This is a genomic window from Streptomyces sp. LaBMicrA B280, assembly GCF_049222185.1.
Classification (GTDB): domain Bacteria; phylum Actinomycetota; class Actinomycetes; order Streptomycetales; family Streptomycetaceae; genus Streptomyces; species Streptomyces murinus.
In genome coordinates this window covers 12,209-36,201 of record NZ_JBMJCT010000024.1, presented here as the reverse complement: position 1 = coordinate 36,201, position 23,993 = coordinate 12,209, and the positions used below count along the sequence as shown (strand labels likewise).

Genomic DNA, 23,993 nt, shown 5'->3' with positions numbered 1-23,993 from the left:
TCGGCCGCGTGGCGTGGTCAGGACGTCCACGCGGCCAGGCACAGCGCGCGGTCCACTTCGGTCGTGTAGTGGGCCGCGGCCAGCCAGGCGCGGGCGAAGCGGTCGGGGTCGGTGGGGCGCAGCCGGCCGAAGACGTCATGGGCGCGGTCCGCGGCGGCGGAGTGCAGGTCCGTGAGGAGTCCGGCCGCCGTGGCGAGCCCGGACCGGCGCAGGCGCCGGGCATCGGCGCGGGTGTCGCCGGGAAGGGCGAGGACCGGGCGGCCGCCCGAGACCGTCTGGTGGACGCGGCGGCGCAGCAGGTGGATCGGCGCCTCGTCGGAGACAGGTACAGGTAGGGGCTCGGGCGGGGTCGCCGCGGTGGTGGGCAGGTCGGCGCCCGTGAGCCGGTCCAGGCCGATGTCGAGACGGGTGTCGGACCGCGTCGGATGCTCGGTGGCGAGCAGCTCGGCCCGGGGGTGCGGGGCCGGGCTGAGCCGGGCCACGACGCGCAGCCGGGTGCCACGGGCGGCGGACAGCAGGCGCAGGTTGTCGCGGTGGGGGAGCGCGGGGTCGTCGTGCGCCGCCGTCAGCCGCAGGGGCACCCCGGCGCAGTCGGCGAGGAGGCAGTGGCCCGCCGCCTCCGCCGCGGTGCCGGTGAGGGTGACGTCCAGGAACAGCAGGTCAGGGCCGCCGGTCAGGGCGCGGGCGATCTGGTCGGGCACCGGCTCCGCCCAGAGCCGGGCCGACGGCTCCTCGTGCCAGCCCGCGCCGGGGGCTCGTACGGCCCGTACCCCCGCGCCCGCCCCGAGCCGGCCCGTCGGGGAGACGGTGGCGCCCGACACCGCGAGCCCGGCGCGGGCCAGTTCACGATGGGTCAGCGCGGTGTCGCCGATCCGCACGGCCCGGTCGGCCGCGCCCGTCGCACGCCCGGCGCCGCCCGGGGCCACGTCGGACACCTGGTACAGCCGGCCCTCCGCGTCGGCGGTCCAGGTCACCGCGCCCGCGTAGCCGCTCGTGGTGAGCACCGGCTCGGAGAACAGGCCGTACAGGCGCAGCGAACCGTCCGGGCGGTAGGGCTGACGCGCGGTGCCGCGCAGCGCGGTGAGTTCGCCGCCGGACGCGCTCGGCAGGCGGTGGGCCACGCAGAGCACGTCGTACAGACCGGCGGCGAGATCGGTCAGGCGGTACGCCGGATCGGCCGCGCGGGCGGCGCGCAGCGCGGTGACCACGGAGACGGCCGTGGCGGCGGCCCGGTGCAGGCCCGCGAGCCGCGCGGTGTGCGCGGCGCGCAGCAACTCCGCCTGGAGCACCGCGCCCGCCCCGTCCGTACCGGCCTCCAGCACGGCGGATGCGGCCAGTTGTACGGCGCGGACCGTGGCACGCTGCTTAGGCGAGGCCGTCTCGGGAGCCTGGGCCGCGGCCTCCTCGGTGGCCGAATCGTCCGGCCCGGCAGGGGAGTCGGTCTCCTCCGCGACCGGCGCCAGGGAGGCGGCCGCGGCGCGGTGCAGGCAGTCCGGGGCCAGCAGGCAGCCGCAGCGCACGGCGTCCGCCTCCCTCACCGCGCCGCCCGGGGCGTGCAGTTCGAGGTCGGTGTCGTCGTCCACGGCGATGCGTACGACGTCGCCGTCGCGGACCACGGGCCGGTCCGCCAGCTTGGCGACGCCCGAGTCGAGGCGCCTGCGCAACCGGGGTGAGAGCGCCGCGACGAGTGCGGCGGTCACGGCCGGTGCGACCGGGGGCAGTTGCGGGCTCATGCGATCTTCTCCCCTACCCAGCGGGCGAGTTCGAGCGGACTGAGGGCGGCCACCGGCATGCCCGCGGCGACCAACTGGCCCGCGACACCGGTCGAGTAGCGCGGTCGGCCCGAGTCGTCGAGGCTCGCGCAGCCCAGGACGTGGCAGCCGGCGCCGACCAGGGCGCGCACCTCGGCGAGCAGCCCGCCGAGCGGATAGCCCTCCTCGAAGTCGCTGATGACCACGACGAGGGTGCGCGAGGGCACCGTGACCAGCTCGCGCGCGTGGCGCAGCCCGGCCGCGATATGGGTGCCGCCGCCGACCTGGACCTCCAGGAGCAGCGACAGCGGATCCTCGACATGGTCGGTCAGATCCATCACCTCGGTGGAGAACGCCAGGAAGTGCGTGGACAGCGTGGGCACCCCGGCCAGCACCGAGGCCGTGAGCGCCGCCCAGATCGTGGACGCCTCCATGGAGCCCGACACGTCGGTGACCAGCACCAGCCGCCAGTCGGCCGCGCGCCGGGCACGGCTGCGGAAGACGGGGCGTTCGGGGATGACGAGGACCGTGCCGTCCGGGCGGCGGCGGGCGGTGGCCAGGTTCGCCCGCAGGGTGCGGGGCAGATCCAGGCCGCCGCCGGGGCGCCGACTGGGCCGGGGCAGGGCGGTGCCGTGCAGCGCGGGCCGCAGCCGGGTCGCCAGCTGCCGGGTCAGCGCCTCGACCAGTCGGCGCACCAGTGGACGCAGCGCCGCCAGCCGGGCCTCCGGCAGCCCGCCCGCGTGCCGCAGCACCGAGCGCAGCAGATCCACCGAGGGCCGTACGGTGTCCGGGTCCAGCTCCATGAGCACGTCCCGCCGCCCCGCGGCGGCCGCGGCCGCCAGCACCTCCTCCCGGACACCCGGCCCGAACAGCGCGGCCAGCTCCTCGGACCACTCCCGGACACCGGGGTACGACGCCTCGCGCCCGCCGCGTCCCCGTCCCGCCATGTCGCCCCGGCTGCCCTCGCCGCGCCCCTGGCCGTACAGCTCGTCGAGCGCGGTCGCCAACGAGCGGGCGGAGGCCGGAAGTCGGCTGCTCCGGCGGCCCAGGAGAAGGCGCCAGCGGTCGGCGGGGGAGAGAGTGGCGGAGGGAATGGAGGCGGGGGCGGACGGCGTCGGCGCGGAGGGCTTGATGACGGCGTCCCCAGGGCTCTCGGCGGTACCGTCCGTCGGCAGCAGGCCCAGCGCGGCCAGCGCCTCGCGGGCCGCCAGGTCGGCGCGGGTCCAGCGGGCCAGGGCTACGGGATCCAAGTCCCCGGTGTCGCAGGGGCGTTCGCCGTCCAGGCGCTCCTCGACGGTGGCGAGGAGCCGTTCGCGGGCGGCCGGGCTGAGGGTGTCGAAGCCGCCGCGCAGCGCCGGGAGCCGGTCCAGGAAGTCGCGGTCGGACAGCTCCGGCACCCGGTCGAGCAACGGCTGCAGCGCGGGCGCCGCCGATTCGAGCAGCGGTCCGGCCGCGGTCAGCAGACCGGTCAGGCGGGCGGTGAGCGCCACCCGGGACTCCGGGTCCCCGGCGCCGTCCACCCAGGAGGCCACCCGATCGCCGAACGTCCGCGCCGCCTCCTGCCCCAGCAGCACCCGTACGGCCCCGGCGGCGCCGCGCATCAGCGGGGAACCGTCGGCCGCCAGCCGGGCCAGCGCGGCCCCGAGCCGGATGCCGCCCAAACGGTCGGCACGCTGGGCGAGTTCCACCAGGGCGCGGGCGTCGGCCGGGTCCTCGGAACCGGTGAGCCCGTCGAGCTGCCGTACGGCGGCGGCGGTCAGCGCCTCGGCGACGGCCGCCGCGCGCCCGGTACGTTCCCCGGTCGCGTCGAGCCCGGGGATGTGCCCGGCCCGCAGCCGGTCCGACAGCGCGAGCCCGGCGAGGAGTTCGGGCAGCGTGGCGGTGTCCGGGAGCACCTCGGCGGTCTCGGTGAGGCGCTCGTCGGCGAGGTCGGGCAGACCGCACCCGGCCGCCTCCTCCAGGCCCCGCAGGATCGCCGCAGCCGTGGGCCCGCCCTCGGCCCGCTCCTGGCGCCGCCGCTCCCGCAGCACGCCCTCGGCGGCCTGGGCCGGGGTGACCCCGCGGTTCCCGGCCACGGTCAGCATGGCCGCCGTGGCCGGGGTCCAGCGCGCCTCCCAGCGCGAGGTCAGCGCGTCGGCGCCGCCCGCCGCGGTCACCGTCCTCGGCTCGGCGTACGGCACCGAGCACACCGCGAGGCGGCGCAGCAGGAGTTCGCGGCGCCGGTCCAGATCGGAGCGGAGCGGGTCGAGGCGCAGCTCCCGGGCGGTGCCGGGGGCCGGATCGGCGGGGCCGGGCAGATTCAGCGCGGTCAGCTCGGCCTCCACCGCGGGGGCCAGACCGCTGCGCGGCGCGTCCGGCGCGGGCCGTCCGGTACGGGTCCCGACGAGTACCTTCTCCATCGCCCTCGCCACGGCCCGCCCCCGGCCGTACGGCTCGCCCTGGGCCAGTACCGTCTGCACCGCCTCGACCAGTTCACCGCGGCCCGCCGCCGGCAGGTCCCGCAGCCGGGCCAGATCCCCGGCGAGCCGCGCGATCTCACGGGCGTCGGCGGGCCCGGAGGGATGCCCCAGCGCCCGCAGCTCGGCGCAGATCCGTACGGCGGCGCCGGTCAGCGCGTCCTCCAGGGCCGCGGGATCACCGGCCGCGGCCAGCACCAGGTGCTGCCACTCCGGGTCGCGGATCCCGGCCGGGTAGCCGGAGCGCGCGTCCAGGAGGGCGTAGGTGTAGGGGATGAGGGACGTCGTCCAGGCCGACGCGTTCTCGGACGTGGGGGCGGCGGTGGCGCTCGCGGCGTCGCCGTCCGCCGGGGCCGACAGCGCCTGGGCCGACAGCGCCGGGGCGTGGAACGCGCCGACCACGACCGCCGCGCGCTTCCCGTGCGCCGTGGCCCGGGCCAGACACGCCCGCATCCATCGCTCCCGCCGCAGATCCAGCGCCGGTACACCGCCCGCGGCCACCGCCTCCTGCCGCAGCGCCCACCCCGTGAGCAACGCGGCCCGGCGCAGCGCCTCCGGTGCCGAACCGGGCGCGGGCGCCTCGACCAACCGGTCCCACAGATCGTCCCCCGGGCGACCGGTGAGACGGGAGCGCAGCGCGGAGGCGATCCCCGGCCCCGCCCCGCCGGTACGCGGCCGGGGCGACCCGGACGGGACCTGACCGGCCGTCGGTCCGTCCTCGTCCGGTGCCCCCGCCCACGCCCGGTCCGCCAGCGGCAGATCGCACGCGAGGACCGGAGTCCCGCGCCGCGCCGCCCACCGTACGGCCGCGAGTTCGGGGGAGAAGTCGGCGAAGGGGTAGAACGCCGGGCCGCTCGCCCCGGTCGCGGGGGCGGCGGCGAGGGCGACCGGGGCGCGGGTGTCCGCGTGGGCGAGCCAGGGCAGCCACTCCTCCAGCTCGGCGGGGAGTTCCACCAGGAGCACGTCCGGCGCGGCCGCGTCCAGCAGTTCGGGCACGGCCGCGGCCAGCGAGGGCGCGTGATGGCGCACGCCGATGAGGTAGGGCGCCGACGGGTCGGTCAGGGCGGCGACGGCCGCCTCCGGGGTGTCGTACCGCACCGTCCTCAGCCCTCCAGGACCGTGCGCAGATCCCACAGGGTGCGCCAGGTGGCGGAGCCCTGTTCGGCACGGCGCCGGACCGGGCCGTCCCAGTAGCCGCGCAGCCGTGCCGCGTCCGCCGGGTCGTCCTTGCGCACGACACCGAGCAGATGCCCCGGCAGCAGCCCGAGGACGTCACGGTCGCCCGGGAAGTAGGCGGCGGCAAGACCCAGCGCGCCCGCCACGGAGACGGCCTCCGCGGTGCTCATCACCGTGGACGGCCGCTCCACCTCCCAGCCCTCCGCCGAACGCCCCTGCCTGAGGTCGCGGAACACGGTGACCAGGGCCTCCAGGACCGCGTCGTCGACCTGGAAGGGCGCGCCCGCCCGCGCCACCGACGCCCGGGCCTGGCCGCGGACCAGCGCGATCTCGGCGTCGAGGTCCGCGATGGGGCCCACCGTCTCGAAGTTGAAGCGGCGCTTGAGCGCGGCCGACATCTCGGAGACGCCCTTGTCCCGCAGGTTGGCGGTGGCGATGAGGGTGAAGCCCGGCGCCGCGTGCGCCAACGCGTCCTCGCCGCCCGCCAGTTCGGGGATCGCGATGCGCCGCTCCGACAGCAGCGACACCAGGGCGTCCTGCACTTCGGGCAGGCACCGGGTGACCTCCTCGACCCGGGCCACCGCGCCCCGGCCCATCGCGGTGAGCACCGGCGACGGCACCAGCGCGGTCCTGCTGGGGCCCTGCGCGAGCAACAGGGCGTAGTTCCAGCCGTACTTCAGCTGGTCCTCCGTCGTACCCGCCGTGCCCTGCACGACCAGCCCGCTGGTGCCGCACACGGCGGCGGACAGCAGCTCCGACAGCATGGACTTGGCGGTGCCGGGCTCGCCGACGAGCAGCAGGCCCCGCTCCCCGGCGAGCGTGACGACACACCGCTCCACCAGCGCGCGGTCGCCGACGAACTTGCCGCCGATCTCCAGCCGCCGGGGCACCCCGTCCGGCACCGCGGCGTCCTCCGGCAGCCGCAGCGCCCGGCCGCCGCTGCCCATCACGAAGGTGACCACGGCCCGGGGCGTGAGCCGCCAGGCGGGCGGCCGCGGACCGGCATCGTGAGCCGCGAGGAACGCCAGCTCGGTGGCGTACCGGTCCTCGGGCGGAACGATCTGCCGAGTGCTGTCGGGAACGAGGACGGTCGTCATCGGAGGAAGTCCTTCGAGGGGGTGCGGATGGGACGGGCAGCGGGGGTACGGGGGCAGGGGGAGCGGTTCGGGGCGGGGGCGGCGAGGGTTCGGCCGCGCCGCGGATCGTGCGCGGCACCGCCGGAGAACCCTCCGGCCGCGCCCCCGCCCCCGTTCCTCACCGGCGCCTGCCCTTCCGCGTCGCCCGCGTCGTGAGTTCCTCGTACGCCGGGGCGTCGCCCGTCCGGACCCGGTTCCAGGCCCGGGCGAACAGCTCGGAGACCGGAAGCAGCGGTACCGCGCGCCGCCGCGGCGGCACCGGGTACAGGGACTCCTTCCAGGTCTCCAGCGGCAGCGCGGGAGAACCCGGGTCGCGCCAGCCGCACGGCAGGAACAACGTCCGTCCGGCGCGCGGGCGTCCGGCCTCGACCACCAGGTCGGTCGCGGCCAGTTCGGCGCGGGCCTTCTTCAGCCGGGCCGGACGCCAACCGGTCCAGCGGGCGCGGTTGCGGTCCGTCGGGTCGGGCAGGGCGAGCAGCTGGAGGTAGAGCGCGGCCGCGTCCTCGCCCAGCCCGTACGTCCCGGCCACCTCGGCGACCAGCGCGGGCACGCTGACCGTCGGGTCCTGCGCGTACCCCGGAGGGCCCTCGGCGCCGACCGCGCGGCCCAACTCCTCGCCGAGCAGCGTGCGTACGGCGCCCAGCGGATGCCCCTGCTGCGGTCCGACCAGCCCCGCCAGCAGCCCGAAGGCGGCGTCGTCGGGCCCGTCGAGACCGGCCGGCCGGATCAGGACCGTCTCCACGTCCTGGTACCAGGGGCGCAGCACGATCGCCTCGCCCACCCGGGTCCGTCCGTGCGCGTCGGCGCCGCCGGTCGGTGGCAGCCCGTACGCCTTGCGCAGCTCGGCCGCGGTCGGGGCGCCCTTCTCCGTCCGCTCGACGCCGAGGCCGAGTATCAGCTCGGGGTCGGTCAGCCGTCGGCGTACGGCGGCGAGCCCGGCCGGGAGCGCGGCGCGCAGGGGGTGGCCGTGGGGCAGGCCGTAGGCGAGGGAGGCGAGCCCGTCGACGGCGTTCACCAGATCGTGTCCGGAGGGCACCGCCGACGGGTCCTCGGGCACGAGATCGCCGTCCTTGTCCGGCCGCAGGACCGTGGTGCGGCTCAGCCACGGCGTACGGGACGGGTTGAGCGCCTCCTCGGCGTGTCCGACGGGCAGCCCGGTCAGCTCGGTCCTGAGGTCCTCGGGCACCCGGACCAGCGAGCCGAGCCGCTCGGCCCACACCCGGCCCGCGGCCTCCGTGTCCGGTCCGGTCCTCCACAGGTCGGCCGGGTCGGGGGGCAGCAGCGCGCCCAGCAGCGCCGTGCGCGGCTCGGTGCCGAGGCCGTGCAGCAGGGCGGCGCCCAACTCCCGCTGCTTGGGCTTGAGTCCGATCACCGCCAGGCCCTCGGCCTCGATGTCCTGCGGCTGTCCGGCGAGCAGGACGGCGGCCTGCGCGGGGCCGAGACCGCCGCCGCTCGCCGCGACCAGCGCCGCGGGTGCCGCCGCCGTCCAGGGCGCGGCGCCCTTCTCCCGGACCAGGCGGGTCAGCGCGGCCAGGTCCGCGCCGGTGATCGTCGTGTCGTACCGCACCTCCTGGTCCAGCGTGAAGTGGGCGACCGCGCCGAACGCGCCGCTGGGATCATGGTCAAGCGCCAGCCAGTTGACGCGGTCCCGGCGCGTGTCGACGTTCTCGCAGCCGAGGATCACCACGGTGCGGCCTGCGCGGCGCAGCACCTGGCCGGTGCGCTGCTGCTTGTCGTGCGGTTCGCCGAGGACCATCTGCCGGAAGGTGCCGCCGGCCCCGGCGAGCGGTCCTTCGGCGAGGGCCTCGAACAGCAGGAGCAGCGGCTCTCGCCGGGCCTCGGTCAGGGCGGGCGACGCGGCCCGGTAGGCCAGCGCGCGCAGCCGGTCCAGCACCTGCGGCCACACCATGCCGATGCCCGGGACGGTGAACTCCTCGCTCTCCCAGCCGTCCGTGAGGGCGCCGAGCCGGTCCCGGCCGGGCAGGGGTGTGCCGTCGGCGGGGTGGCCGGACAGCACATGGTTCACCGCCCGGATCTGGCGCAGCGCGTTCCACACCTCTTGCCGCCACCAGCCCCGGAGGGGGCCGAGCCCGGCCACGGCCGCGTACACGCTGTGGTCGTCGCCGTGCGCGGGGCGGTAGTCGGCGAACATGCCCTCGGTGCGGTTGCGGGGCAACCGGGGCCGCTCCTGCGGGGGACGGGCGAACGCGGTCGCCGAGTCGGCGATACGGAGGGTCGACCCGACCAGCGCGGCGACACCGGTGAGCAGCCGGGCATCGGTCAGCCCCGGCAGGGCACCGGCTACGGTCCGCCGGACGACCTGGTCGGCACTCGGCACGGCGGCCCTGGCCCGCTCGTCCTCCCCGGCGCGGGACAGCTCCTGTTGCCGCTTCGCCAGCGCCTCGGCGACGGCCCGCAGCACCGCGCCGACCGCTTCGCCGGTCAGGGCGCGCAGCACGGCCGAGCCCTGCGGGTCGCGTGGGCGCAGCGCGTGCCAGAAGGGCAGCGGGGGCACGAAGCGGGTGCCCGCGGCGAACTCCCCGCCCGGTCCCTGGGGTGATACCCGCCCCAGCTCACCGGGGCCGTGGCCGTCGCCGCCCGGGGTCATCAGGCCGATGCCGCGGTACCACTCCACGACGACCGGCTCGGCGCCGCCCGGCAGCCGCAGCGCGCCCACCGGAACACCGTCCGGCCGGGTCGCGGCCGCCGCCATCGAGACGGTCCGGCCGTCCGGCGTGCCCGCCGTCCGCAGTTCGGCGCCGCCCTCGCCCTCCGTGCGCACCCAGTGCCCGAGCACCGCGCCGTCGGTGCCGAACGGGCTGTCCTCCAGGCCCGGTCGCAGCGGCAGCACCTCGCAGCGCTCCGTGAGCAGCTCGGCGTCCTCGCGGATGCCCGAGCGCAGCAGGGCGGGCAGGGAGGCGCGGCCGTGCGTCCCGGTGGCCGGGTCGTACTCCAGCCACACCGTGCGGCGGCCGTCCCTGCCCCGGCGCCACAGGGTGCCGCCGTCACCGAGCAGGCTCCGGGACGGCGGCAGGACCGTGTCACCGGCGTGCAGGGCCTTGCCGCCGCTCGCACGGCCGCCGCCCGGCAGCGGGAGGGAGGGGACGATCGTCTCGTTCGGGTTCCACCAGGAGGGCAGCTGCTCGCCGCCGAGCTCGAAGACGTCGGCCGGCCGGGACGACCAGTAGCCGTACTGCTTGCTGCCCTGCCGCCACATGACGAGCAACTCGCCGTCCACATAACGGAATCGGGGCTGCTGCCGGTGGTCCGGGTCCTGCGGCAGCCGCAGCTCGTGGTCCAGGAGCACCTCCCGCGGCCCGACCACGAGCGCCTTGTGGCCGCGCGCGACGATCAGCGCCGGCCATGCCTCGTACACGGCGATCGAGTCGGTGTGCCGATGGCCGGGCCCCTGGACGCGGGTCTGCGCGTCCAGCACGGCCAGCGCCTCCTCCAGGGCGGGCCAGCCCAGTTCGTCCAGGATGCCGGCGCGCAGCGTACGCGTCAGCAGCGGCGCCGTCGGGTGGGCGGCGATCCGGGCCACGGCCTCCGGGTTGACCTCCGGGGCGATGGTCCGGAAGGCGTGCAGCCGGTTCAGCGCGTGGTCGGCGCCGGGCAGGCCCACCGCGCCCGTGAAGTCGTCGGCGGCCTCGTCCAGCCACTCCCGCAGCACCTCGGACAGGACGGGGTGCCCGGCGACCGTCCGCAGCATCTCCGCGGCGCGCGCATGGCCGCCGAGCTGTCCCATGGCCGTGTTCAGCAGGCGCCGCAGCCGGGGGTCGGCCGCCACCGCCGCCAGGTCGCGCGCGCCCGCACGGGTGTCCGTCAGCCAGCTGGGCAGCGGCAGGAACATCCGCTCGCCGCCGCCCGGCACGGTGAGCGCGATGCCCTCCGTCAGACACAGGTCGAGCAGGTCGAGGTCGGCGCCCGCGTGCCAGCCGCCCGCGAACAGGGCCACCGGGCGCCCGGCGGCGACCAGCCCCGGGGTCATCCGCCGGGTCAGCGCGAGCGTGCCCGGCGAGCGCAGGGAGAACGACCCGCCGTGCTTGCGGAAGGACGCCCAACGGCTCAGCCAGTCCGCCGGATCGACGCCGTGCGCCGCGGCCTCCGTCGGCTCCGTCAGCAGCCGCTCGGCCCCCGTCTCCGCGAGCAGCGCGAGCCAGAACTCGTCGTCCTCGACGTCCCGGCCGAGCCCGGCCGGCATGATCTCCAGCAGCCGCGTCCGGGTCTCGGGCCGACGCTCGGCGAGGACCGGCAGCACCGCCCGGTAGGCGGTCCAGAAGGACCGGGGCGCGCGCACCGCCGCCGGGGAGGCGATCAGGTCGGCCACCAGATCGCACTCCTCCGCCACCCGGTCAAGGCCCGCCGCCTTGATCAGCCCGCGCGCGTCCTGCGGCAGCGAGGCGTACGGCGGCAGGCCGGCCGCGCAGCGCTCCACCGTCAGCTGCCGGAACTGCGCCCAGGCCGCGGCCGGTTCGAGCCGCGCGGCGAGATCCTTCACATACTCCTTGAGGGCCTTGACGGTCAGCGCCCCGGCGAAGGCGAACTCCAGGAACACCGCGCGCCGCCGCTCCTCGTCCACCGCCAGCGCGTGCACCCGCTCGGCCTCGCGGGCCTTGCCGAAGAACGCCGCCGCGTACGTGGTGTTCTCGTGTCCCAGGAAGACCCGCGCGGCCTGCTCGTAGAACGTCGGCAGGAAGTGCGGCACCGCACGCCCCAGCCGCTCGCCCAGCGCCTCGAAGCCCTCCTTGGCGGTGCCCGGCCGGGACTTGGCCTGCCGGGCGAGCCGTTCGACGTCCTTCACCAGGGCGAGCGCGTGATGGCCGTTCGCCGGGTCGTGGACCAGCGCCCAGGCGGGGAAGCCCAGCGTCTCCCGGCGCACCTGCCCGACCACCGGCGGCTCGGGCTCCCTGGCCAGGCCCAGGAACTCCAGCGCCAGGTCCTCCGCCTCGCCCAGCGTGCCAGGCACCAGCCGGACCACCCGGCGGCCGTCCAGCGCGGCATGCGTGTACGTGCGCACCGTCAGGCTGTCGGCGTCCTCGCGGGCGGTGCTCCCGGGCGGCAGCACGGCACCGGCGTCCAGCAGCGCGGTGACCGTGTTCTCGTCGTACGTCATGCCGCCCGCTCCTCGTCCTCGACGTCCCGCCCCGCGTACAGCGCCGCCGCCATGCGCATGCCCTCCGACCAGGCCACCGGCCCGACCTGATCGAGCCTCAGCACCCGGCCGCCCGGCTCGGACCAGGCCAGCGGGCCGGTCTCGGTCCGCGCGTACCCGTCGTAGTCACCGATCCAGACGCGGGCCTCGACGGCGCGGCCGTCCTCCACAACGGAGCACACCGCGTGGCCACCACGCGCGCGGTAGCCGAGCTGGGCGGTACGGCCGTGCAGGAAGCGCAGCTCCTTGAAGACGCCGCCCGCGTACTCCTCGATCTGCGTCGCCTTGGCGTCCAGGACGGCCGGGCGGTGCCAGACCTCGCGGAACAGCTGCTGGGCGCGCTGCTCGACGCCCAGCTCCACCGCGAACTCCCGCAGCTCCTCCAGGTCTTCGAGGAGCACGGGGTGCGGGATGCGCACCAGCTCGGGGGTGATGCGGACGGTGTCGCCGTCGAGGTCCACCAGGCCGAGGCCCCGCTCGGAGTCGGCGTCGCGCAGGAATCCGGCGACCGCTCCGTCCGCGCCGGTGACCACGAGGTCGCGCAGCGCCGACTGCCAGGCGGGATCCGGCCATACGCCGGTGAGGAGGGCCGACGGCACCGGCAGCGAGCGGACCATCCACCGCTCGGCGTCGGCCAGGCACTGCGACTCGTGCCGCTCCAGCCACTCGACGAGCTGCTTCAGAGCGACGACCGCGGGATCGTCCGCGATCTTCGGCGGCACCGACTTCAACAACCGCCCGGACGCGTTGCGGCACACCACCTTCTTGCCGTCGAGGGCGACCTCGTAGTCACCGGCCGACACCCACCCCATACGTGCCTCCCGCACCGCAGTGTTCAAGTGACGGGAACTCTAGGGGCGACCACTGACAACGCCCTCCGACGAACGGAGGGCGCTGGGGAGGAGCCTGTGGAGAAGCGGGCGATCAGCTCTCGGCGGAGTCCTTGGCCGCGTCCTTCTGCTGCTTCAGGTTCTTGATCCGCGCCGCTTCCTTGCGGACCTCGACCTGGGTGGCCTGCTCCTTGAGGAGCCACTCGGGCCGCTCCTGCTTGAGCGCCTCGATCTGCTCCGTGGTCAGCGCCTCGGTGACGCCGCCGCGCGCCAGACCGGCGATGGAGACGCCGAGCTTCGAGGCGACCACCGGACGCGGGTGCGGACCGTTGAGACGCAGCTCGCGCAGCCACTGGGGCGGGTCGGCCTGGAGCTCGTTGAGCTCGGCACGCGAGACCACACCCTCCTGGAAGGAGGCGGGGGTGGCGGGGAGGTACACACCCAGCTTCTTCGCCGCGGTCGCGGGCTTCATCGTCTGGGTGCTCTGCTGCGACTTCATGAGGACAAGGGTATCGGCCGTGCGTGCGGGAGCCGACCACGAGCCGGACGGCGGACGGAGCGGAGCACGGCCGGTGACCATGGGCGGGGCCGCGGCCGGTAACCTGGCCCGGTGACAGGCTCGGAGGAATCACCGTCGTTCCGGCTCGCGTACGTCCCCGGAGTGACACCCGCCAAATGGGTGAAGGTCTGGCACGAACGCCTGCCCGGCATCCCGCTCACCCTCACCCAGGTCCCCGCCGCCGAGGCACCGGAGCTGATGCGCGCGGGCGAGGCCGACGCGGGTCTCGTACGGCTGCCCGTGGACCGCGACTTCTTCAGCGCGATCCCGCTCTACACCGAGACCAGCGTGGTCGTCGTCCCCAAGGACCATGTGATCACGGCCGCCGACGAGGTCACCCTGGAGGACCTCGCCGACGAGGTGCTCTTCCACCCCCTGGACGACGTCTTCGACTGGGACCGGCCGCCCGGCGAGGCCGCGTTCGAGCGCCCCGCGACGACCCAGGACGCGATCGAGCTGGTCGCGGCGAACGTCGGCCTCCTCGTCGTCCCGCAGTCGCTCGCCCGCCTGTACCACCGCCGCGACCTCACCTACCGCCCGGTCACCGACGCGCCCCAGTCCGGCGTCGCCCTGTCCTGGCCCCAGGAGGCCACCACCGACCTGGTCGAGGAGTTCATCGGCATCGTCCGGGGCCGCACGGTCAACAGCACCCGGGGGCGCGGAGCGGCGGGGCGCCCGGCGGACGGCGGTACGACGGAGAGTCGTACGGCCAAGCCGGGAGCCAAGTCGGCGGGCAAGCCCCAGGGCGACAAGAAGTCCCGGGGCGCCGGGCAGTCCGGCGCCCGGCAGCAGCCCGGCGCCGCCAAGTCCGCGGGCGGCCGGGCACAGCGGGCCCGCACGGGCGGCGCCAAACCGGCGGCGAAGCGCGGAAAGCCGCGGAAGCGCTCTTAGCGCGAGTCCACAGGCCGCCGGGAGCGGTCGGCGGCCTTGATCGGCGAACCCTTCTCAAACCGCCTGATCGTGTTCCTCCGGCCGTGCCGTGCTCCGCACCGCGCCCAGTGGCTCCGTCTGCCGTTCCCGCAGGTCGGCCACCGCGAGGACCAGGGCGAGGACGATGATGCCGACGGCCGTCAGCAGACCCAGCTGGAGCGCCCGCGCCGGGCTGCCGTGGTTGGCCAGATGGGCGAAGTACACCGCGCCCACCGCGGCGATCCCGGCGGCTGAGCCGATGCGCTGGGCGGTCACCAGCACCCCGCCCGCGGCCCCGGCCCGCCGCACGGGAACGGTCGCCAGGGTGAGCGTGGTGTTGGGCGAGATGGTGACGCCCGAGCCGAGCCCCGCGACCAGCAGGGGCAGCGCCGCCGCCCAGGCCACGCCCCGCCCCGGCACCAGCTGCACCGTCGCGATCACCGTGAGCAGGCCCAGCGCCACCACCGCGAGACCGGCGACCACCAGCTTGCGCCCGTGCCGTACGACGAGCCGGCCGCTCACCGCCGCGCCGATCGCCGAACCGCACGCGAACGGCAGCGAGGAGAACCCGGCCGCGAGCGCGGTGTAGCCCACGCCGTTCTGGAGGAACAGCGTGTAGACGAAGAAGAGCGTGGTGAAACCCGCGAAATAGACCAGATTCAGCAGTACCCCGAGCGAGAAGGAGCGCTGGGCGAACAGCCGCAGGTCCAGCAGCGGCGCCCGCCCCCACCAGCCCTGCCAGCGCTCCCACGCCCAGAACCCCGCCAGCAGCAGCACGGCCACCGGCAGCAGCGCCCACTTCAGCCGGCCCGTCCACTGCTGCTCCTGCACCAGGGGCAGCATCAGCGCCAGCACGCCGGTGCCGAGGAGCAGCACACCGGTCAGGTCGATGCCCTCACGCCTGCCGGTCACGGGCGGGGTGCGGGGCAGCAGCCGCAGTGCCGCGCAGAAGGCGGCGACGCCGATCGGCAGGTTGACGTAGAACACCCAGCGCCAGCCGTCGCCGGTGCCGAACAGATGGATCAGCAGTCCTCCGGCGGGCGGGCCGATCGCGGTGGACAGTCCGACGACGCTGCCCAGCATGCCGAACGCCCGCGCCCGCTCGGTGCCCCGGAACATCTGCTGGATCAGCCCGGTGGTCTGCGGGGCCAGGATGCCCGCGGCCACGCCCTGCGACAGCCGGAAGAACACCAGCCAGCCGGCGTCGGTGGCCAGCCCGCACGCCGCCGAGGCCAGCGTGAACAGGGCGAGCCCGTACAGGAAGACCGTCCGCCGCCCGCGCAGGTCACCGAGCCGTCCGGCGGGCACGAGGGCGAGTCCGAAGGTGAGCGCGTAGCCCGAGACGACCCAGGACAGGGCGGCCGTGTCGGCACCGAGGCCGCGTTCCATCGAGGGCAGGGCGACATTCACGATCGAACTGTCCAGCAGCGTCATGAAGCCCGCCGTCAGACAGACCCAGAGCGCCTGCCAGCGGCGCCGGTCGTCGGCCGGCCGGGCCGTGTCCATGGTCATGGGGGCCACGCTAAGCAGCGGCCGGGCCTTGAGCGCGGAAGAGAGGAAAATCCGGCGCGTCGGTGTTTGTCCTGCTATAAGGCGCCAAGCGTCGCGTCGTACGCGCTGCCCTAGGTGGCGTCCAAGGAGGTCGTCCCCCGGAGCCACGCGTACGCCGAGCGGGCCGTGAACTCCCGCTGGCCGCCGCGCAGCAGCAGGCTCGCCGTGGCGAACCCGGGATCGTCGGCCTGCTCGGCGACATACGGGACGGCGACGCAGCGCATCCCGGCGGCGTGCGCGGCGGCCGCGCCCGGGGCCGCGTCCTCCAGGACCACGCAGTCGTACGGATCCGCGCCGAGCCGCCGGGCGGCCTCCAGGAACGTGTCCGGCGCCGGTTTGCCGCGCGGCACGTCGGCCGCCGAGACCGCCACGGAGACGAAAGCGCCGAGGCCGGTGCCGGTCAGGACCGCGGCCATGGCCTCGGGGGAGGAACCCGAGGCCACCGCGGTCGGCACGCCGTCGGCGGCCAGCAGTTCCAGCAGCTCCCGCATCTCGGGATACACGCGCGTGTGGGCGCGGGCCAGCTCCAGATAGCGCCGGTCCGTCGCGGCCAGCAGTTCCTCCGCCGGGACGCACAGCCCGTAGCGCTCCCGCCAGAGCCGCACCGTGTCCCGGGTGCTGATCCCGACGTAGCTCTCGTGGTCGGCCCAGGCGTAGCCCGGCACGCCGTACTCGGCCAGGGCCAGACGGCTCGCCTCGTAGTAGTTCGGCTCGCTGTCCACCAGCGTTCCGTCGAGATCGAAGATGACCGCGAGGGCGCCGAGATCGCTCATGCGCTCCAGCATGCCGGGGTCAGGCGCGGGCGGCGCGGCCCACCGCCTCCACCAGGGGGCCCAGCCGGTAGGGGACGCGCTCGCGCAGCGCCACCTCCGTACGGGTGCGGACCACGCCCGGCAGGCTGATCAGTTTCTGGATGACGTCCTCCAGATGGGCGTTGTCCCGGCCCACCACCCGGGCGAGCAGATCGCCGCCGCCCGTGATCGAGAACGCCTCCACGATCTCCGGCACCGCCGCCAGCGCGTCCCCGACGTCGTCCAGGTGGCCCTGGGTGACCTCGATGTGCACGAACGCCAGCACCGGGTGGTCCAGGGCGGCGGGGGACAGGGAGGGGCCCGTACCGGTGATCACACCGTCCCGCTCCATGCGGTCGAGCCGGGCCTGGAGCGTGCCGCGGGCGATGCCGAGAATCCGGGCGTACTCGCGCACGCTGGTGCGCGGCTGCTCCAGAAGCAGTCGCAGGATGCGGGTGTCGAGCTCGTCCACGGCCATGATGTACGACTGTACCAATGGCCCAGTACCCGTTCGGACCACTGTGCCGCTCGACCTGCGCCGTTGGCGTCGCGGGGTGTCCATGACGAGGCTCTGTGCTGGACCATTGGCCCATCGAATCAGGCATCACTTGAGCCACTGCGGCAGGGGATGCTCTTATAGACATGTCGATGGCGCTGCGGATCCCCGCGGCGCCTTTTCTTTTCCGGTCTTCCTTGGTCTTCCAAGGTGTCCATGGGGAGGGCAGCAGTGCTGAAGAAGGTGTTCGTGGCTCCGGACCCGGGCCGGGCGCGATTGCGCTGGGCGTCCCGGGCCGTCCTCGGCATCGGGCTCGCCGCGGTGGTCTGCCTGTTCGTCGGGCACTCCGTCGTCGGCGCGGTCACCGGCGGGCTCGCGGCGCTGCTCGCGCTGTTCACGGTCGCCGACCCCACCGTGCGCGGGCAGGCGGCCACCACCGCGCTGCTGCCGGTCGTGGGCCTGCCGGTGCTCGGCGCCGCGGCCGCGCTGCACCCGTACCCGGTGGCCCGGGACCTCGCCTTCCTCGCCGTCGTCGGCGCCGGGGTGTACGCCCGGCGCTGGGGACCGCGCGGGCACAGCCTCGGCGTGTTCGCCTTCATGATGTTCTTCACCGCCCAGTTCCTGCACGCCACCCCCGACCGGCTGCCCGAGCTGTCCGCCGCCGTACTGCTGTCCGTGCTCAGCGCGGCCGCGGTGCGCTTCGGGCTGTGGTGCTACGAGCGCGGGCTGCCCCCGGCCGCCGCCCCCGCCCCCCTGTCGACCGGCGGCGGCGGGCTCGCCCGGGTGACCACGCGCCAGGCCCTCCAGGCGATGGCGGGCGCGGGCTTCGCGCTGGTCGTGGGCGAGCTGGTGTCCGGCCAGCGGTGGTACTGGGCGGTCGGCGCCACCTGGTGGGTCTTCGTCAACACCGCCTCGCGCGGCGAGACGCTGGTACGGGGCTTCCGCCGGGTCCTCGGCACGCTGATCGGCGTCGGTCTGGGCTTCCTCGTCGCCGTGCCCCTGCACGGCGCGCCGGTGCCGACGGCCGCGCTGCTCGCCGTGGCCGTCTTCGGCATCTTCTACTCCGCCGCCGTCTCCTACACCTGGATGATGCTCTGGGTGACGGTCCTCGCCGAACTCCTCTACGGCCTGCTCGGCGTCCTCACCCCCGGGCTGCTGGCGCTGCGGCTCGGCGAGACCGCGGTGGGCGCGCTCGGCGCCGCGCTCGCGGTGCTGGTCCTGCTGCCGGTCACCACGCACGCCACGACGGACGCGTGGATCCAGCGGGCCCTGCGGTGCGTGCACGCCTGCACGGCGGAGGCGGCGGCACGCCTCGCGGGCTCGCCGAGCGCCGATCCCGCGCCGCGGGTGGCCGAGCTGGAGCAGCTGCTCGGCCGGGTACGGCTGTCCGTGGCGCCGCTGGTGCATCCGCTGAACCCGTCACCCGCCCGCAAGCGGCGGGCCCGCAGGGTGCTGGCGCTGCTCGACGACTGCGCGCGCGAGATCCGGGGTCTGGTCGCTGTCGCGGCGGATCCGCAGGCGTCGCACGACGCGCGGCTCGCCGCGGCGTGCGGGCGGGTGGAGTCGGCGGTCGAGGCGCTGACCGGGGGCGCCGCGGGACCGGCGGTCGCGGCGGCCGAGTCTCCGGTGTCACCGGCGCTGGCCCATGTGCACGGCCTTGAGCATGCGCTGGCCGCGCTCGCGGAGCCGTTGCGAGGGGCGGCGGGGGCGAGGCTGGTCGGGGCGTGAAGGCGGGGCGGCACGCCCTTGGGGAACCCCCGTGCCGTCGGCCGAGATGCCGACGTTTCTGTCCGGATCGCCCGCCGACCCTCCCCCCGCCCCCTCCGGAGGATGCCGCACCGGAGTGAAGGACTCCCGCCCCACGCCGTTCTCTTGGTCTAGACCGAACTGGCTCGGCTGCTACCGTCGGCGCGTGACGGGCTCGACCGAGAGGGGACAGCGGTGGTGCGGAGCGGCGGCGGCAGGGTGTTCATCGGGTCGTTCACGGCGGCGGGCGGCCCGGGGCTGGTGGCCGCCGAGGTCGCGGCGCGGGGCGGCGCGCTCACCCTCGTCGCCGCCGTCAACGACGTACCGGACCCCTCCTACCTGGCCCTCTCCCCGGACGGCGGCATGCTCTACGCGGTCAGCGAGACCGCCGAGGGCGCCGTGGCCGCCTACCGCGTCGACGGCGGCCGCACCGAGCTCGCCGGACCGTCCGTGCCGGTGGACGGCAGCGGCCCGACCCATCTGAGCCTGTACGCCGGGCATGTGCTGACCGCCAACTACGGCTGCGGCAGCGTCACCGCCGTACCGCTGCGCCCGGACGGCACCCTGGCCGCGAAGCCCTCCGGCCGGCTCCAGCACACCGGGTCGGGGCCGCACGACCGCAGGCAGCGCGGCCCGCACACCCACCAGGTGCAGCCGGACCCGAGCGGCCGCTGGGCAGTGAGCGTCGACCTCGGGACGGACTCGGTGCGGGTGTGCACGCTGGAGGCCGGTGCCCCGGCGCTGCACCGCGAGTGCGCGCTGCGACCCGGCTCCGGGCCCCGCCACCTGGCCTTCCACCCCGACGGCGAGCATGCCTACGTCGTCAACGAACTCACCCCGACGGTGACCGTGTGCCGCTGGGACGCCTCGGCCGGCTCCCTGAAGCCGCTCACCGAGGTCCCCCTGCTGCCGGGCGCCCCGGCCGGTGACGCCTACCCCTCGGGGATCGTGGTCGCTCCCGACGGCCGCTTCGTGTGGACGGCGACCCGGGGCGAGGACGTCCTGTCGGTGCTCGCCGTCGAGGGGGACGGCCTCAGACCGCTCGGCACCGTGCCCTGCGGCGGCCACTGGCCCCGCGCCCTGGCCCTGCACGACGGCTTCCTGTACGTGGCCAACGAGCGCTCCGGCGACGTCTGCTGGTTCGCCGTGGACGAGGCGACCGGCGTACCGCGCTACGACGGCTCGGTGCAGGTCGCCGCGGCTTCGTGCGTCGTCTTCGGCTGAGCGGCCACGACACCGGATCCCCGGCACGGCGCAGGGCCCGCCCCCCCGAGGGGAGCGGGCCCTGCTTGTCCGAACTTCCGTCTTCCGTGCGGTCAGCGGACCGGGGTGCCCTGCGCCTGCTGCGGCGCGATACCCAGGGCCGTCGTGTACTTGGCGAGGGCCAGCTTGCCGATCGCCGGGTAGGCGCCCAGCGGCTCGGCCATCGAGCAGCCCACCTCCTCGGCGGCGGCCGCGAGCAGCGACGCGTCGATCTCCGGGCCGACCAGGTACGGCGCGAGCGCCAGCTGCTGCGAACCGGAGGAGCGCAGCTGCTCGGCGACCGAGGAGATGGAACCCTCCTGGTCCAGGGCCGCCGCCATCACCGGCACGGCCAGCCGCGCGGCGAGCAGCATGCCGGTGATCCCGGCCGCCTGCACGGCCTCTTCACCGCCCACGGAGGCCAGCACGATGCCGTCGGCGGCCGTGGCCACGGTGAACAGCCGGGCACGGTCGGCGCGGGCCAGGCCCGCCTCCGACAGCCGTACGTGCAGCGCCTCGGCGAGCAGCGGGTGCGGGCCGAGGACATCGGTCAGCTCGGCCGCGACCCGGCTGTCGTTCACCGACTGGCGGATCTGCCGCAGCAGCGCGTTGTCCGGACCGGCCAGCAGCGGTACGACGACCGCGACCGGGCCGTCGGGCTCCCGCAGGCCCTCGACGCCGGCGGCGAGAGCCTGCTCGTAGCGGGCCGTGCGCTCCTCGGCGGCGCGCGCCAGGACCGACCGCAGCGCGGGGAACTCGGCGTCGTCACCGTCCAGGTAGCCGATCCGGGCGTTCAGGCCGGGCAGCTCGGAACGGGCGATGCTCACGACCTCCTCGGCGAGGCCACGCGTGGCGGCGCTGGGCACACCGGGCACCGCGAGGACGAGCGCGGGCGCGCCCTCGGGAGCCACCAGCGGTTCGGGCCGACGGTGCCGTCCCGGCTGGCGGGGTCGCGGCATTCGTACCGGGAGGCCGGACTCGGGTCCAGTGGAGGAGCTCATGGCGCCGCATGTTACTGGTTTCCCGGATGGTCCTGTTCGGGGAGGGTACAGGTGAGCGGTATCCGTCCGCTTTTGTCTGCCCGCTTACGGGTGGCGGCTGTGACGTGCAGCATTGTCGGTTCACCCGGCAGCGTGAGCCGCCCGGCGGCCAGCTCGGCCGCGATCCGTACCGCGCCGTGCAACGGGTCGCCCTCGGGCGGCACCTGGCGGGCATGCGGCAGCCGCCGCGCCAACTCCTCGCGCAGCGGCGCGAGCAGGGGATCGCCCATCTTGGACAGGCCACCGGTGAGCGCCACTTCGGGCGCCCCGGTCGCGGGACACACCGCGGCGGCGGAGTCGGCCATGTGCCGCGCCGCCGCGCGCAGGATCTCCGCCGCGACAGGGTCGTCCGCCGCGCAATCGGCCACCCGGGGCGCGAACGAGGCGAGTACGGCGGCCCGGTCGGTCCTCGGGTAGAGCAGGCCGGGCAGTTGACGCACCGGTCCGAACTGTTCCTCCGCGCATCTCAGCAGCGCGGCCGAGCCGCCCTCGCGGCCGTCGTTCGACCGCAGCGCCGCCTCCAGACCGGCCCGGCCGATCCAGGCGCCGCCGCCGCAGTCGCCCAGCAGATGCCCCCAGCCGTCGGCCCGCCGCCAGCCGGTCAGGTCGGTGCCGATCGCGATCAGCCCGGTGCCCGCCGCGAGCACCGCGCCCGGCCGGGAACCGAGGGCCCCGGCGTACGCGGTGACGGCGTCGGCGGCGAGCGCGACCCGTCGTACCCCCAGATCGCGGGCGAGGGCGTCCGGCAGTTCGGCGCGCAGGGCGTCGCCCAGGGTGGCGAACCCGGCGGCGCCGACGACGGCCCAGCCCAGCTCGCCCACCCCCGCTTCGGCCGTCAACTCCCTGGCCAGCGGGGTGAGTCGGGACATCAGATGGGCCGGGTCGATGCCGCGCGCGCCGGTACGGACCGGCTCCCGGGTCTCCCGCTGTGCCGAGGGCGCCCGCCCCGGGACGCCGACGGCGACCCGGAGGCCGGAGCCGCCGGAGTCCACGGCGAGATACCCGGCGACGGTCACGGCAGACGCCAGTCCACGGGCTGTCCGCCCTGCTGGACCAGCAGGTCGTTGGCCCGGCTGAAGGGGCGCGAGCCGAAGAACCCGCGGTCGGCCGACATCGGCGAGGGGTGCGACGACTCCACCGCGGGCAGGTTCCCGAGCAGCGGACGCAGATTGCGCGCGTCACGGCCCCACAGGATCGACACCAGCGGTTTGCCGCGCGCCGCGAGGGCCCGGATCGCCTGTTCGGTGACCTCTTCCCAGCCCTTGCCCCGGTGGGCGGCCGGGCTGCGCGGCGCGGTGGTCAACGCCCTGTTGAGCAGCAGGACGCCCTGCTGGGTCCAGGGGGTCAGGTCGCCGTTGGACGGCTGGGGCAGCCCCAGGTCGCTGTTCAGCTCGCGGTAGATGTTGATCAGGCTCGGCGGCAGGGGCCGTACCTCGGGAGCGACCGAGAACGACAGGCCCACCGCGTGCCCCGGGGTGGGATAAGGGTCCTGACCGACGATCAGGACCCTCACCTCGTCGAAGGGTTGCTGGAACGCCCGCAGGACGTTGCTTCCGGCCGGGAGGTACGTACGTCCCGCGGCGATCTCCGTGCGCAGGAAGTCGCCCATCTGGGCGATCCGTCCGGCCACGGGTTCCAGGGCCTTCGCCCAGCCCGGTTCGACGATTTCATGCAAGGGTCGTGGTGCCACGGGCGTCACCCTACTGCCGTACGGCGGCCGGTGATCAACCGATGGCCGGAACCCGGCCGGACGCCCCGCGCCCCCGGCCCCCCGGAATCCCGCTCTCCCGACATGGCTGTGCCCCCCTCTTCGGTCATGCTTCCTCCTCTTCTTCCTTCTCCGGCCCCGGCCCTCAGCCGACCAGCGCCGCGCGCACGCACAGGACGTCCGGCAGATGCCTGGCCACCTGCCGCCAGCTGTCGCCGTCGTCGGCCGAGGCGAACACCTCTCCGTTGCGATTGCCGAAATACACGCCCGCGGGGTCGGCGTCATCGGTGCACAGGGCGTCGCGCAGCACGGTGCCGTAGTGGTCCCCGGTCGGCAGGCCCCGGGTCCGGGGCTCCCAGGACTTGCCCGCGTCGGCCGTGCGGAAGACCCGGCAGCGGCGGTCGGCGGGGACCCGGTCGCTGTCCGCGTTGATCGGGAAGACGTACGCGGTGTCGCCGCGGTGCGGATGGGCGGCGACCGCGAAGCCGAAGGTGGACGGCAGGTCCGCGCCGATGTCGCTCCAGTGCGCCCCCGCGTCATCGCTGCGGTACACCCCCCAGTGGTTCTGGAGGTACAGCCGGTCAGGATCGGCCGCGTCCCGGGCGACCTTGTGCACGCACTGGCCGAACTCCGGGTTCGGGTCCGGCAGGAACACCGCGGCCACACCGGAGTTGGACGGCGCCCAGCTCGCCCCGCCGTCGGTGCTGCGGAACACCCCGGCCGTGGAGACGGCCACCGTCAGCGCCGCCTGGTCGCGCGCGTCCGTGAGCACCGTGTGCAGCCCCTCACCGCCGCCGCCCGGCACCCAGCGGGAGCGGGTGGGGTGCTCCCACAGCGGCCGCACCAGCTCGAAGCTCTCGCCGCGGTCCACCGAGCGGTACAGCGCGGCCGGTTCCGTGCCCGCGTACACCACATCGGTCTCGGCTGCGGCCGGGTGCAGCTGCCAGACGCGCTCCAGGGAGGCGCCGGTGTCCTTGGGGAACCTGACGGCCGGCCGGGGCGGTTCGGTCCAGGTGCGGCCGAGGTCGTCGGAGTGGAACACCGAGGGCCCCCAGTGCGCGCTGTCGCCGCCCGCGAGCAGGCGCGGACGAGGTCCCCGGGTGTCGATCGCGACCGAGTACACCGCCTGCGCGTTGAAGTACGGGCTCTCGTCGAACCGCCACGGGGCCTGCCCCCGCCGCCGTCCGATGAACAGGCCCTTGCGGGTGCCCACCGCCAGCAGTACCTCGGTCATGCCGATCACCTCCGGGGCGCCATTGCCCAGGGTCGCGTCAGATATCGGCCAGTCTGCACCCCACCACTGACAGTCTCCCCTGGAGCGGTCATCGCCCCAGCTCAGCGCGGGTGTCGTCGGCATTCGGCGAGGATCCGCGAGGTCCGTTCCCCGATGCGCCTGCGCGAGGCGGGCCTCTCGTGCGAACGTCGAGGACGGCTTGTCATGAGCCTTGTC

Annotated in this window: 16 protein-coding genes; 3 read left to right on the top strand and 13 right to left on the bottom strand. The window is 75.5% G+C overall.

The window, feature by feature from the left end:
* Positions 1-17: 17 nt before the first annotated feature.
* The 6 genes from ACLF5H_RS21970 to ACLF5H_RS21945 all read right to left on the bottom strand — a co-directional run bounded on the left by ACLF5H_RS21970 (position 18) and on the right by ACLF5H_RS21945 (position 13,000).
* The gene (locus ACLF5H_RS21970; protein WP_421677728.1) at positions 18-1,733 is read right to left on the bottom strand and encodes a hypothetical protein; all 1,716 of its coding nucleotides are present in this window, start codon (positions 1,731-1,733) and stop codon (positions 18-20) included.
* Entirely contained in the window at positions 1,730-5,305 is a 3,576-nt protein-coding gene (locus ACLF5H_RS21965; protein ID WP_421677727.1) for a vWA domain-containing protein, read from the bottom strand. Before ACLF5H_RS21965 ends, ACLF5H_RS21970 begins: the two co-directional genes overlap by 4 nt.
* A gap of 5 nt (positions 5,306-5,310) precedes the next feature.
* Positions 5,311-6,480, bottom strand: a complete 1,170-nt coding sequence (locus tag ACLF5H_RS21960; protein ID WP_421677726.1) for an AAA family ATPase — start codon at positions 6,478-6,480, stop codon at positions 5,311-5,313.
* 157 nt (positions 6,481-6,637) lie between these two features.
* Positions 6,638-11,632, bottom strand: coding sequence for a hypothetical protein (locus tag ACLF5H_RS21955; protein WP_421677725.1), 4,995 nt, complete (start codon positions 11,630-11,632; stop codon positions 6,638-6,640).
* Positions 11,629-12,483 carry a DUF4132 domain-containing protein gene (locus ACLF5H_RS21950; RefSeq protein ID WP_421677724.1) on the bottom strand — a complete coding sequence of 285 codons (855 nt, stop codon included), beginning with the start codon at positions 12,481-12,483 and terminating at the stop codon, positions 11,629-11,631. The genes ACLF5H_RS21955 and ACLF5H_RS21950 overlap by 4 nt, the downstream gene beginning before the upstream one ends.
* Positions 12,484-12,595: 112 nt before the next feature.
* Positions 12,596-13,000 carry a DUF5997 family protein gene (locus tag ACLF5H_RS21945; RefSeq protein WP_421677723.1) on the bottom strand — a complete coding sequence of 135 codons (405 nt, stop codon included), beginning with the start codon at positions 12,998-13,000 and terminating at the stop codon, positions 12,596-12,598.
* A gap of 111 nt (positions 13,001-13,111) precedes the next feature.
* On the opposite strand from ACLF5H_RS21945, the gene ACLF5H_RS21940 reads away from it, so the two are divergent.
* Positions 13,112-13,951: a LysR family substrate-binding domain-containing protein gene (locus tag ACLF5H_RS21940; protein ID WP_421677722.1), complete on the top strand. Its 840-nt coding sequence runs from the start codon at positions 13,112-13,114 to the stop codon at positions 13,949-13,951.
* Positions 13,952-14,005: 54 nt separating this feature from the next.
* Here ACLF5H_RS21940 and ACLF5H_RS21935 read toward each other — a convergent pair whose 3' ends face one another.
* The 3 genes from ACLF5H_RS21935 to ACLF5H_RS21925 all read right to left on the bottom strand — a co-directional run bounded on the left by ACLF5H_RS21935 (position 14,006) and on the right by ACLF5H_RS21925 (position 16,789).
* On the bottom strand, positions 14,006-15,481 hold the full coding sequence (locus ACLF5H_RS21935; RefSeq protein WP_421677721.1) for an MFS transporter: 1,476 nt from the start codon (positions 15,479-15,481) through the stop codon (positions 14,006-14,008).
* A 110-nt stretch (positions 15,482-15,591) separates the two neighbouring features.
* Positions 15,592-16,293 carry an HAD family hydrolase gene (locus tag ACLF5H_RS21930; RefSeq protein WP_421677720.1) on the bottom strand — a complete coding sequence of 234 codons (702 nt, stop codon included), beginning with the start codon at positions 16,291-16,293 and terminating at the stop codon, positions 15,592-15,594.
* A gap of 19 nt (positions 16,294-16,312) precedes the next feature.
* Complete coding sequence (locus ACLF5H_RS21925) at positions 16,313-16,789, bottom strand: Lrp/AsnC family transcriptional regulator (protein WP_172427374.1); 477 nt, start codon at positions 16,787-16,789, stop codon at positions 16,313-16,315.
* A gap of 249 nt (positions 16,790-17,038) precedes the next feature.
* Here ACLF5H_RS21925 and ACLF5H_RS21920 point away from each other — a divergent pair, with 249 nt between their 5' ends.
* Complete coding sequence (locus ACLF5H_RS21920) at positions 17,039-18,535, top strand: FUSC family protein (protein WP_421677777.1); 1,497 nt, start codon at positions 17,039-17,041, stop codon at positions 18,533-18,535.
* Positions 18,536-18,748: 213 nt separating this feature from the next.
* Positions 18,749-19,777: a lactonase family protein gene (locus ACLF5H_RS21915; protein ID WP_421677719.1), complete on the top strand. Its 1,029-nt coding sequence runs from the start codon at positions 18,749-18,751 to the stop codon at positions 19,775-19,777.
* Positions 19,778-19,869: 92 nt separating this feature from the next.
* Here the strand turns inward: ACLF5H_RS21915 and ACLF5H_RS21910 are convergent, their stop codons facing one another.
* The 4 genes from ACLF5H_RS21910 to ACLF5H_RS21895 all read right to left on the bottom strand — a co-directional run bounded on the left by ACLF5H_RS21910 (position 19,870) and on the right by ACLF5H_RS21895 (position 23,777).
* Complete coding sequence (locus ACLF5H_RS21910) at positions 19,870-20,796, bottom strand: sirohydrochlorin chelatase (RefSeq protein ID WP_421677718.1); 927 nt, start codon at positions 20,794-20,796, stop codon at positions 19,870-19,872.
* Between the two features lie 11 nt (positions 20,797-20,807).
* Positions 20,808-21,851, bottom strand: a complete 1,044-nt coding sequence (locus ACLF5H_RS21905) for an N-acetylglucosamine kinase (RefSeq protein ID WP_421677717.1) — start codon at positions 21,849-21,851, stop codon at positions 20,808-20,810.
* On the bottom strand, positions 21,848-22,525 hold the full coding sequence (locus ACLF5H_RS21900) for a uracil-DNA glycosylase (protein ID WP_421677716.1): 678 nt from the start codon (positions 22,523-22,525) through the stop codon (positions 21,848-21,850). The genes ACLF5H_RS21905 and ACLF5H_RS21900 overlap by 4 nt, the downstream gene beginning before the upstream one ends.
* Positions 22,526-22,688: 163 nt before the next feature.
* Positions 22,689-23,777, bottom strand: a complete 1,089-nt coding sequence (locus ACLF5H_RS21895) for a WD40/YVTN/BNR-like repeat-containing protein (protein ID WP_421677715.1) — start codon at positions 23,775-23,777, stop codon at positions 22,689-22,691.
* Positions 23,778-23,993: the final 216 nt, after the last annotated feature.